The 11392-nt window shown below is 63.1% G+C and carries 11 protein-coding genes; 8 read left to right on the plus strand and 3 right to left on the minus strand.

The window, feature by feature from the left end; translation table 11 throughout:
* Window position 1 precedes the first annotated feature (1 nt).
* From IB279_RS14015 to IB279_RS14025, 3 genes are all read left to right on the plus strand, one after another.
* A complete protein-coding gene (locus IB279_RS14015) occupies window positions 2–451 on the plus strand; it encodes an SRPBCC family protein (RefSeq protein WP_089042986.1) in 450 nt (149 codons plus the stop codon).
* 225 nt (window positions 452–676) lie between these two features.
* Entirely contained in the window at window positions 677–952 is a 276-nt protein-coding gene (locus IB279_RS14020; protein WP_089042985.1) for a metal-sensing transcriptional repressor, read from the plus strand.
* Window positions 953–1000: 48 nt separating this feature from the next.
* Entirely contained in the window at window positions 1001–2323 is a 1323-nt protein-coding gene (locus IB279_RS14025) for an MFS transporter (protein WP_034789762.1), read from the plus strand.
* Window positions 2324–2333: 10 nt separating this feature from the next.
* Here the strand turns inward: IB279_RS14025 and IB279_RS14030 are convergent, their stop codons facing one another.
* Window positions 2334–2936, minus strand: a complete 603-nt coding sequence (locus IB279_RS14030) for a TetR/AcrR family transcriptional regulator (RefSeq protein ID WP_034789764.1) — start codon at window positions 2934–2936, stop codon at window positions 2334–2336.
* 326 nt (window positions 2937–3262) lie between these two features.
* Here IB279_RS14030 and IB279_RS37670 point away from each other — a divergent pair, with 326 nt between their 5' ends.
* Genes IB279_RS37670 through IB279_RS14040 form a run of 3 tightly spaced genes read left to right on the plus strand, consistent with a single transcriptional unit; the run spans window position 3263 to window position 7704 of the window.
* On the plus strand, window positions 3263–3397 hold the full coding sequence (locus IB279_RS37670) for a hypothetical protein (protein ID WP_255381203.1): 135 nt from the start codon (window positions 3263–3265) through the stop codon (window positions 3395–3397).
* Window positions 3394–6537 carry an efflux RND transporter permease subunit gene (locus tag IB279_RS14035; RefSeq protein WP_060519252.1) on the plus strand — a complete coding sequence of 1048 codons (3144 nt, stop codon included), beginning with the start codon at window positions 3394–3396 and terminating at the stop codon, window positions 6535–6537. The genes IB279_RS37670 and IB279_RS14035 overlap by 4 nt, the downstream gene beginning before the upstream one ends.
* Before the next feature lie 15 nt (window positions 6538–6552).
* Window positions 6553–7704 (plus strand): efflux RND transporter periplasmic adaptor subunit, encoded by a 1152-nt coding sequence (locus IB279_RS14040; protein WP_060606087.1) that lies wholly within the window; start codon window positions 6553–6555, stop codon window positions 7702–7704.
* 18 nt (window positions 7705–7722) lie between these two features.
* On the opposite strand, the gene IB279_RS14045 is transcribed toward IB279_RS14040, so the two are convergent.
* Window positions 7723–8619 (minus strand): DMT family transporter, encoded by an 897-nt coding sequence (locus tag IB279_RS14045; protein ID WP_226020735.1) that lies wholly within the window; start codon window positions 8617–8619, stop codon window positions 7723–7725.
* Between the two features lie 133 nt (window positions 8620–8752).
* On the opposite strand from IB279_RS14045, the gene IB279_RS14050 reads away from it, so the two are divergent.
* A complete protein-coding gene (locus IB279_RS14050; RefSeq protein WP_034789774.1) occupies window positions 8753–9226 on the plus strand; it encodes an Lrp/AsnC family transcriptional regulator in 474 nt (157 codons plus the stop codon).
* A 161-nt stretch (window positions 9227–9387) separates the two neighbouring features.
* On the opposite strand, the gene IB279_RS14055 is transcribed toward IB279_RS14050, so the two are convergent.
* Entirely contained in the window at window positions 9388–9837 is a 450-nt protein-coding gene (locus IB279_RS14055; protein ID WP_060606090.1) for an Rrf2 family transcriptional regulator, read from the minus strand.
* A 318-nt stretch (window positions 9838–10155) separates the two neighbouring features.
* Here IB279_RS14055 and hmpA point away from each other — a divergent pair, with 318 nt between their 5' ends.
* Window positions 10156–11370 carry an NO-inducible flavohemoprotein gene (hmpA, locus tag IB279_RS14060; RefSeq protein WP_192339305.1) on the plus strand — a complete coding sequence of 405 codons (1215 nt, stop codon included), beginning with the start codon at window positions 10156–10158 and terminating at the stop codon, window positions 11368–11370.
* The last annotated feature ends 22 nt before the right edge of the window (window positions 11371–11392 follow it).

Below are 11392 nucleotides of genomic sequence, written 5' to 3' on the forward strand. Positions count from 1 at the left end.
GATGTCGTCGACCAACTTTCATCTCGTCACCGAATGGACGATCGCCTCCCAGCTTGAAGACGTGTGGCATGAACTCAGCACGCCGGAACGCTGGCCCGAGTGGTGGCCATCGGTGAAGCAGGTTACGCTGCTAAACGAGGGGGACGAACATGGTGTCGGCGCCGTCAGGCGCATGCGCTGGTCGACGGCACTCCCCTACGCACTGGTCTTCGACATGGAGACCACCAAAGTCGAGCCGCCTCTCTTCATCGAAGGCCGGGCCTTGGGCGAACTCGACGGCATCGGCCGCTGGACCCTGCAAGGCGAAGGCAGCGCTTGCCGCGTTCGCTATGACTGGATCGTGACAGTCACGAAGCCCTGGATGGTCCGTCTTTCCTTTATCCTCAGACCCGTCTTTCGCTGGAACCACGGGGTGGTGATGGAGCGCGGCCTCTCGAAGAGGCTGGCCTAAAGCAACGGCGGGCACATTCCGGAAAGACGCGCAGACGGACGACTATTGCGCCAGGCGCGTGCCTCGTGCCTGATGATTTCGCCCAGGCGCTGGGCACCCGGTCCCGCCGCATCTGGATCCGGATAGACCAGATACATGGCGCCACAACGCCCGCCTTCGGACACCGCAGCAACCATCGAAAATCACTCCCTTGAAATATCCTATCCAGGGGGATAGGATATTGACATGAGCGAGCACAGACACGACACCCATCCCGAGATCGTCAAGCGGCTGAAACGCGCGGAGGGGCACCTGAAGAGCGTCATCACCATGATCGAAGGCGGCCGCTCCTGCCTCGACATCGCCCAGCAGCTCCACGCAGTGGAGAAGGCGATCAGCCAGGCGAAGCGAACCCTGATCCAGGATCACCTGGACCATTGCCTTGAAGACACGATCGGGGCGCTTCCGCACGAGCAGCGCCACTCCATCGACGAGTTCAAGGCGATCACGAAATACCTCTGAGCAGCAAATCCGCTGCCACAAACCGCCACCGAGCGAGGCCCAATCATCATGCTGCAGATCCTCGCAAACCGCACCTATCGCCACCTGTTCCTGGCGCAGGTGATCGCGCTGATCGGAACCGGCCTCGCAACCGTCGCGCTTGGCCTTCTCGCCTATGATCTGGCCGGCGCCGAAGCGGGCGCGGTGCTCGGGACGGCGCTCGCGATCAAGATGATCGCCTATGTCGGCGTGGCGCCGATCGCCGCCGCCTTCGCCGAACGGCTTCCACGCCGTGCCATGCTCGTCAGCCTCGATCTGGTGCGCGCCGCCGTCGCGCTGTTCCTGCCGTTCGTGACCGAGATCTGGCAGGTCTATGTGCTGATCTTCGTGCTGCAGTCGGCCTCGGCCGCCTTTACCCCCACCTTCCAGGCGACCATTCCCGACGTGCTGCCGGATGAAAAGGAATACACCCGCGCCCTGTCGCTCTCGCGGCTTGCCTATGATCTCGAAAGCGTCGCAAGCCCGATGCTCGCTGCGGCACTGCTTACCGTCGTCAGTTTCCATGACCTGTTTGCCGGCACGGTGATCGGCTTCCTCGCCTCGGCCGCCTTCGTCGTGTCCGTCGCGCTGCCAAGCCCGAAGGCTGCGGAACGGCGCGGTATCTACGACCGCACGACACGGGGTCTGCGCATTTATCTCTCGACGCCACGGCTGCGCGGCCTGCTCGCGCTCAATCTCGCGGTCTCGGCGGCGGGTTCGATGGTCATCGTCAACACGGTGGTGCTGGTTCAGGCCGGCTTCGACCTTACCCAGACCGACACGGCGATCGCGCTTGCCGCCTTTGGCTGCGGCTCGATGATTGCCGCGCTGATGCTGCCGCGCCTGCTCGACAGGACGCCTGACCGTTTCGCGATGTTTTCCGGGGCGACGATCCTCGTCGCCGGCCTGTTCATCGGGCCCCTCGTTCCAAATTTCGCTTCGCTGCTGCCGCTGTGGCTCGCCATCGGTATCGGCTACTCGCTGACCCAGACGCCGTCCGGCCGGTTGCTGCGCCGCTCCGCCCAGCCCGAAGACCGGCCGGCGCTCTTTGCAGCGCAGTTCGCCCTTTCGCATGCCTGCTGGCTGATCACCTATCCGCTGGCCGGCTGGCTCGGCGCTACCGCCGGGCTCGGCACGACCTTCATCGCGCTTGGCCTCATCGCCATCGGCGCTGTCGCCGCGGCCGCCCGGCTCTGGCCCGCGCCCGACCCGGACGAAATCGAACACACCCATCATGCGCTGGCGGGCGATCACCCCCATCTTGCCGGTGCGACGCGCGTCGGCAGCGGCCACCGCCACACCCATGTGTTCGTGATCGACAGCCATCACCCGGACTGGCCAGCCCAGCGGTAGGCAACGGCCGCTACTTGGAGGCGGTGCTGTTGCCGGCAAAAGACAGGATCGCCGCATCGGCGATCTCGGCGAAACGAGCACTTGGCCCTTCGGCGCCGCTGCTCTGCTGCGCGGCGCGCGCGCCATCGATCAGCAGCAGCAGCGTGTCGCCGAGCAGCTCTGCGTCGGCGATGCCGGCCCGGCGGCACAGCTCGACGACCCGGTCGCGCTGCGCATCCTTGAAGAGGCGGATCACCTCGCGGCCGGGGTGATCCTCATCGGTCAGCTGCACGGCGGCGCTCATCATTTCGCATTGGCACTTGTCCTCGCCGAGGTGCTCGGCGATACGCCGGACCCAGGCCCTGAGCTGACCGATACCGTCGCCCGGGTGCTGGTCTTCCAGTTCGCGCCAGAAGCCATCCATCTCCATTCCCGCATGGCGCAGGCATTCGACGATCAGCTCGTCCTTCGAACTGAAGTGGCGGTAGAGCGTCATCTTGTTGCTCTCGGCAGCATCGGCAATCGCATCGACGCCGGTTCCGCGAATGCCGCGGCGGCGAAAGAGATCACGCGCAGCCTCGACGATGCGATCGCGCGGCGAACGACGGGATGGTTTGCAGAAATCCGTTGTCATCGCAGTGGTCCGGCGTGAACGGCGCGGAAAATCTTGCCCCTTGACGCCCTGTCATTGGTCGATAACATGCGACGATGTTACCGACCAGTAACATTTTCGCCACCGTGGCAAATCAAGGAGCATCCGCTTGCGGCAAAGAGCTCTTCCGGAAACGGCGGCGGTAACTGCAGAAAAATTTCATGCGCAGTGTCGGTGAGCGCGGTCGCCAGGCGTCTTTTAGCCAGAGCGCACACCGCAGAGACTTTTTAGATTCGATAACGCTCGTGATTTGGTCGTCGTGATTAGGACCGGATCGGCCCTTCATGATCTCGTGCTGGAGCCTTATGATGCGCATGCTGGATGGGCTGAAGGCTGGGGAGACCGTCGCTGACCGCAAGGTCCGCGCGGCGGGCGTGCCGGTGCCGAGTTTCCGCCACGCCGCCTGCTGCGATGGTGGCGCTCCCAAAGGATCGGCCCCATGATTGACTTCTTCATCCACCGGCCGATCTTCGCATCGGCGATCGCCATCATCATGACGCTCGCCGGCGGCATCTGCTATTTCCTGCTGCCGATTTCGCAGTTTCCCGACGTCACGCCGCCGCAGATCGTCGTTGCCGCCAACTATCCGGGCGCCAGCGCCCAGGTGGTCGCCGACACGGTGACGACGCCGCTCGAACAGCAGATCAACGGCGTGCCCGGCATGCTCTACATGACCTCGACCAGCTCGAACGACGGCTCGTCGCGCATCATCATTTCCTTCGAGGTCGGCTATCCGATCGACGTCGCCGCGCTCGACGTGCAGAACCGCGTCTCGCAGGCCGCCTCCTCGCTTCCGGCCCTCGTCAACCAGACCGGCGTGACCATCGCCAAGCAGATCCCGAACTTCACCGTGCTCGTCAGCCTGGATTCGCCTGACAATTCGGTCGATTTCGCCGCGGTCAGCAACTACGCCTACCTGCAGATCCTCGATCCACTCAAACGCCTGCCGGGCGTTGGCGACGTCCAGCTTTTCGGCGAGCGCCGCTATTCGATGCGCGTCTGGCTCGATCCGGATCGCATGGCCAATCTCGGCATTACCGCCGTCGACGTCCAGAACGTCATTGCCGAGCAGAACATCCAGGTCGCCGGCGGCAAGATCGGGCAATCGCCGGCACCGGCCGGCACGCCCTTCGAGATGCAGATCAACGCGCTCGGACGCTTGAGCGACCCGTCCCAGTTCGGCGACATCGTGCTGCGCGCCGACCAGACGACGGGGGCAACGACGCGGCTGCGCGATGTGGCGCGCATCGAGCTCGGCGCGCTGCTCTATTCCTCGTCGGTCACCTTCAACGGCAAGGAAAGCGTCGTGCTTGCCGTCTTCCAGGCACCGGGCTCCAACGCGCTCGACCTGCAGGCCCGCGTGCAGGCGAAGATGGACGAGCTGTCGCAGCGCTTCCCCGCGGGCATCGCCTACCACATGTTCTACGACACCACGCGTTTCGTCTCGGCGGCGATGAAGGATGTCGTGTTCACGCTGCTCGAGGCGCTCGCCCTCGTCGTCTTCGTCGTCTTCATCTTCCTGCAAAACCTGCGCACGACGATCATCCCTACGATCGCCATTCCGGTTTCGTTGATCGCGACGCTGGTCGTCATGTATCTCTTCGGCTTCTCGCTCAACATGCTGAGCCTGCTCGGCATGGTGCTTGCCATCGGGCTTGTGGTCGACGACGCGATCGTCGTCGTCGAGAACGTCGAACGCCAGCTGGAGGCCGGGCTGCCGCCGCTCGAGGCCACCAAAAAGGCGATGCAGGAGGTGACCGGCCCGATCATCGCGACGACCGCGGTGCTGCTGGCCGTCTTCATCCCCGTCGCCTTCATTCCGGGCGTCGCCGGCAGCCTCTACAACCAGTTTGCGCTGACGGTCGCAATCTCCGTCGCTTTTTCCGCCTTCAACTCGCTGACCCTCAGTCCGGCGCTGAGCGCCGCGTTCCTGCGCTATCGCGGCGAGCCGCGTTTTGCCCTCTTCCGCTGGTTCAACAGCGGTTTTCACGCCCTGTCGCACGGTTATGCGCGCAGCGTCGCCGGGCTCGTGCGCTGGCGCTGGGCGCTGTTTGCCGTCTTCCTCGCCGCGATCGCCTCGACCTATGCGCTATGGCAGCGCATCCCCTCGACCTTCCTGCCGGTCGAGGACCAGGGCTATTTCTTCGTCGTCATCCAGTTGCCCGATGGTGCCTCGCTCGAACGCACCGAGGCGGTCGCGCGGCGATCCGAAGAGATCCTGCGCGGCACCGCCGGCGTCGATTTCGTCGGTTCGGTCGTCGGCTTCAACTTCCTGTCCTTCGCCGCCCAGTCAAACTCGGCCGTGCAATTCGCCGTATTGAAGCCATGGGACGAGCGGCCGCCCGAACAAGGCGCCTCGGCGCTGCGTGAAGAGGTGATGCCGCAACTGCTGCAGATCCCGGACGCGCTGGTGCTCGCCTTCGACCCGCCGTCGATCCAGGGGCTGGGTGCTACCGGTGGCTTCGAGTTCCAGGTGGAGGACCTTGCCGGCCGCAGCGCCGAGGCGCTGAACGACGCGACGCAGGCGCTGATCGCTGAGGCGCGCAAGCAGCCGGAAATCAATCCCTACCAGCTGTTCACCACCTTCAGCACCTCGAGCCCACAGTTCGACTATGACCTCGACCGCGACAAGGCGAAGCTGCTGGGCCTGAGCCTGCCGGATATCTTCAGCACACTGCAGATCTATTTCGGCTCGCTCTATGTCAACGACTTCAACATCTTCGGCCGCACCTTCCGCGTGACGCTGCAGGCCGATCAAGGCGCACGCGCCTCGGCCACCGATCTCTCTCGTCTCTACGTGCGCAACACTGAGGGGGAAATGGTGCCGCTCAATACGCTAGGAACCTTCAAGCCGACGGTCGGCCCGGAGACCATCACCCACTACAACAATTACCCCTCGGCGCTGATCAACGGTGCGGCAGCACCCGGCTTCAGCTCGAGCCAGGCGGTGGCGGCGATGGAGCGGGTGGCAAAAACGACGCTGCCCAGGGACTACACATTCGAGTGGACCGGCATTACTTATCAGGAGATCCGGGCAGGCTCGATCGCCGCGCTCGTCTTTGCGCTCGCCCTCGTCTTCTGCTTCCTGATCCTGGCCGCCCAGTATGAAAGCTGGTCGATGCCTTTCATGGTGCTGCTGTCAGTGCCGCTCGCGCTTTTGGGCGCGCTTTCGGCGCTCTGGCTGCGCGGTATGCAGATCGACGTCTATTCGCAGATCGGTTTCGTGATGCTGGTCGGACTTGCCGCCAAGAACGCCATCCTGATCGTCGAGTTCGCAAGACGCCGACGCGAGGAAGGGCTCGACGTCGTCGCAGCCGCCGCGGAAGCGGCGCGTCTCCGGCTGCGGCCGATCCTGATGACGGCCTTCGCCTTCATCCTCGGCGTGCTGCCGCTGATGTATGCCAGGGGCGCAGGTGCTGCCAGCCGCCAGTCAATCGGCACCACCGTCTTCGGCGGCATGCTGGCGGCGACGATCCTCACACTCATTTTCGTCCCGGTCTTCTACGCGGTCATCGAAAAATGGCGCGAGGGCACGTCCTCGCAGCCGATCGGCCAGCGTCACGAGCCGGAGGCGGCGGAATAGGAATTGGAGCCTGACATGCGTGGTTCGAGACTGGTCCTTGCCGCAGCGGTCGTGGTCGCCGCCCTTGCTGCGGCCTATCATTACAAGAACGGCGGATTCGAGCTGAAGGGCGGCGACGCCGGCGCGGCGGTGGGGCCGCCGCAACAGGCCATGCCCGTGCCGGTCGCCTCGGTCGTCAAGAAAACCATTCCGATCTATCTCGACTATTCGGCCCGCACCGAAGCGATCCGCAACGTGACGCTCCGCGCCAAGATCACGGGCTATATCGAGTCGCAGGCGGTGCCCGACGGTTCGGATGTGAAGGAAGGTGATCTGCTCTATCGGATCGACCCGCGCGATTATCGGGCAGCGCTCGATCAGGCAAAGGCCCAGGTCGAGCGCGACCAGGCGTCGCTCGCCTATCTCCGCTCCAATCTCAACCGCGGCAATGAACTGGCCACGACGGGTTACCTCGACAAGGACAGCTTCGATCAGCGCCAGAGTGCTGTGCACCAGGCCGAAGCGGCACTGGAGATGTCGCGGGCGGCGGTGCGCACCGCCGAGATCAATTTCGACTACACCGAAATCCACGCGCCCTTTGCCGGCCGGCTCGGCCGCGACCAGGCGCCGGAGGGAACGCTTGTCAGCAACACCGCCGGGACACCGCTCAACAACCTCGTGCAGCTTTCGCCGATCTATGTTTCCTTCAACCCGAGCGAAACAGAACTCGCCGACATCCAGAAGGCCCGGGCGAAGGGGAAAGTGCAGGCGGAAGTGCTTTTGCCTGGCGACAAGGAACCGCGCTATCGCGGCGACCTCACCTTCATCAACAACACGGTCGAGGGAAATACCGGAACGGTGGTGGCGCGCGTGACGATCGACAATACTGATCTTTCCCTGCTGCCCGGCCAATATGTCCGCGTCCGGCTGAAGATCCGCGACGAGCCGAACGTGCTGATGGTGCCGGAAACGGCGCTCGGCTCGAGCCAGCTCGGCAAATACATCTATGTCGTCGGCAAGGGTGAAACGGTCGAACAAAGGCTGGTCACTCTTGGCCCGACGAGCGGTGATCTCATCGGCCTGACCTCAGGGGTTTCGGAGGGCGACCAGGTAATCGCGGGAAACCTGCAGAAAATTTTCCCGGGCGCACCGGTCAAACCGATGCCGGCCGAGCAGGCGCAGAAATAGGCCGGTCGCCGGCCCGGCCTACGCCCTTTTCAGGATCGGGAAGACCATGCCGAACGTGATGACGGCAATGGCAACGACCTGAAGCAGCGTCGGAACTTCACCGAGAACGACGACCCCCGCCGCGGTCGTCGTCACCGGGACGCACGGCATGAACAGCGACGCAGGCTGCGGACCCAATTGACGGATGACATAGGTGTAGAGAACGCTCGCGAGCGCTCCGGCGAGAAAGCCTTGGATGACGAATTGCGTGGCAATTTCGGTGAAAGAGGCGGCAGCGAGCCCGCTGGGCGCCAGAATGTGCAGCAAGGGCAACGGCAGACAGGAGAAGAACACCACTGCGATCGTCGCCGTCACGGCGTCGACGGACCATAGCCGCACCAGCACCGCAAAGGTGGCAAACATCAACCCCGAAACGGCGAACAACAGATCACCGCGCAATGTCCCGGCGTCGGCGACGCCCGATTGGAGCACGAACAGCAAAAGGCCGGCAATGACCGTGGCAACGCCAGCAAGGCGCGTGCCGGAGGCCTTGTCCTTGAAGACGAGACGGGAAAACAGGAACGAGAAGAAGACGATTACGGCGGGAGAGAGTGCTGCCGCATGGGCGACCGGTGCCAGCGAAAGTCCCTGGTTGATGATCAGCGGATAGGGCAGCCCCGTCAGCAGCGCCAGCACGGTTGCCTTGCGCCAGCCAAGCTGCATCAACTTCGGCAAGCCGACGCTGAGGAACACCGGCAGGAAGGCCAGGGCGGCGCCAGAGAACCGCAAGGTGACGATGTCGGCGGCGGTCAGATGCTCGCGCAGACTGAACCGGGCGGCCACGAACTGTAAGGTGGTGATTGCGACGACCGCCACCCCTGCCCATATCGCCAGCCGCCGGCTGCGGTCGCCCTCCCCCATCGTAACACTTTGCACGCCCGTCTCTCCACATTGCGGAAGCCTTACCCGGCGGCTTCGACAGAAGCACCGTATTGCGCGAACGGCCGCGTCAAAATACACTGATTTCAATGAATCTAAGCGATTATCACTCTTTCATGGACCAAATAGCGTGAAGAACGAAATTGCAGGCCTCGACACCATCGATCGCACCTTGTTGAGATTGCTGCAGGAAGATGGCCGGCGGACCACACTGGAGCTGGCAGAGCGTGTCGGCCTGTCGCCAACGGGCACGAGCCAGCGCGTGAAGCGCCTCTTCCGCGAGGGTTACGTGAAGGCCGTGCGAGCGATCCTCGATCCGAAGAAGATCGGCCGGGGCACCGTCGTCTTCATCCAGGTGCGCCTCGACCATACCGCCCCGCATATCTTCGAGCGCTTCTCTGACGCGGTTGCAAAGGCGCCGGAAGTTCTGGAATGCCACATGGTGATCGGCGGGTTCGACTATCTGGTGAAGGCGCGCATTGCCGACATGTCGCTGTTCCAGGATTTTCTCGAACGGGTGATTTTGCCCCTGCCCGGCGTCAGGGAGACGCACACCTACGCCTCGGTCGGCGACGTCAAGCCGGACGCGCTGCTACCGATCTGATGCTCAGGCGGGCTCCGGCCACTGCCAGGTTCGCCCCAGCAAAGCGGCGCAACCTCAAATCGGACGTGAAGTAGCAGGCCGCGGCGAGTCATTGGGGTGCCGGGCGTTATTATTCCTCGAGCGACTGGCGACCTAACGCGCGCGGGCCGCCAATCCCTTCGTCACAGGGTGCAATCTTCGCCCGGCAACGCTGCCCTGAAACCCAGGAGCACGCCGAGCGTCGAGCGTTTTTCGACGAGATCCGCAAGCGTGTACTTGTCGAAGACCGCGACGAAGGCGACCGTCGCTTCCGAAAGGACGGACGGCAGGCTGCAGGCCGGCGCGATGCGGCAACCTCGGCAATCGATCAGATCGGACAACTCCTCCGTGTGCCGGAGGAGAGCGCCGAGATTGATTTCGTTCGCAGCCCTTGCGAGCCTGATACCGCCGTTCCGGCCGCGTACAGCCTCCAGAAACCCCGCATTCGCGAGGTCTTGAACCACTTTCATCATATGGTTCTGCGAGACCGAGAAGGTATCGGATATCTCCCGGATGGAGCTGAGCCCAGTGGGCTGGGAGCCCAGATAGATCATCAGGCGCATCGCATAGTCGGTGTATTTCGTGAGCCTCATCGCGGGATCTGCGTCAAAAAGTCCGTTCAAAAAACATGCATTTGATTAGCATCTTTGATCGCAAGCGAATAGATGCATTTCAGATACATCTTTAAGGGTCATTTGCGATGAACGCGCGAACGGTAGCCGGAGCTGAGATCAGGATGATCGTCGAATGCTTCCAGGGCGAAGTCCGCATTAACGGGATTTTGAGCGCGGGATTCGCGGCCGCGAGAGATTGGGACACAGTTCCCGATCACCGGGCCCGGTGAATTGCCGGCTGCATTTCCAGGATCACCAACCTGCCCCCACTGATACGTCCCACCGAAAGGAAAAATCATGCCGAAACCACTCTCCCCCGAGACTGTCCAGATCGTGAAAGCCAGCGCTCCGGCGCTCGCGGCCCACGGAACGGAAATCACGAAGAGCATGTATGCCCGCCTCTTCCGTGACGATCATATCCGCGCGCTGTTCAACCACGCCAATCAGGGCGAAGGCGGTTCACAGGTTAACGCGCTTGCCGCCGCCATTCTCGCCTATGCGCAGAACATCGATAATCTCGGCGTGCTTGGCCCGGTGGTCGAACGGATCGCCCACAAGCACATCGGCTACCATATCCTTCCAGAGCACTATCCCTTTGTAGCCAAGGCTCTTCTCGCCGCCGTCGAGGATGTGCTCGGAAGTGCTGCGACCCCTGAGCTCCTCAACGCATGGGGCGAGGCCTATTGGTTCCTGGCCGATATTCTCAAGGAGCGCGAGACCGCCATACGCGGCGAACTGATGGAGCGCTCGGGCGGTTGGAACGGCTGGAGAGATTTCGTCATCGCCTCAAAAGTTCGCGAGAGCGACGTCGTCACCTCGTTTATCCTGAAACCCAAGGACGGCGGTCGCGTTGCGCGCCACAGACCCGGCCAATATCTGACGTTTCGCTTCCAACTGGACAATGGCCTGGAGATGAAGCGCAACTACTCGATCTCCAGCGGGCCGAACGACAGCTTCTACCGCATCTCGGTAAAGCGCGAGGCGCAGGGGCAAGGCGGATCGCGATATCTCCACGATCAGGCGACCGTCGGCACGGTCTTGAGCGCGACCCCGCCGGCCGGCGACTTCTTCCTCCCCGAAGCGCCGGAAACACCTGTCGTACTGCTGTCGGGTGGCGTCGGCCTGACCCCCATGGTCAGTATTCTCGAGACGATCGCCGAGGAACATCCGAACCTCGAGGCGCACTTCGTCCACGGCGCGCTGAACAGCGGCACGCATGCCATGGATCGGCATGTTCGCGAACTCGCCGATGCACATGGCAAGATCACGATCAGCAGCTTCTATAGCGCGCCTGCGAACGGGGATGCCGTGGGGCTGTCGCACGACTTCGATGGCTTCATCACCGCGGAATGGCTTCGCAAGCACACGCCGATCGCCAATGCCGAATTCTATCTCTGTGGCCCCAAACCGTTCCTTCGTGCGCTCGTCCCGGCTCTTGCCAGGGAAGGCGTTTCCAGCGAGCGGGTCCACTATGAGTTCTTCGGCCCGGCCGACGAACTCATTGCAGCCTAAAATGCCTTCGGTCGGCACTTTC

This window comes from Ensifer sp. ENS06, assembly GCF_014852205.1.
Taxonomy (GTDB): domain Bacteria; phylum Pseudomonadota; class Alphaproteobacteria; order Rhizobiales; family Rhizobiaceae; genus Ensifer; species Ensifer adhaerens.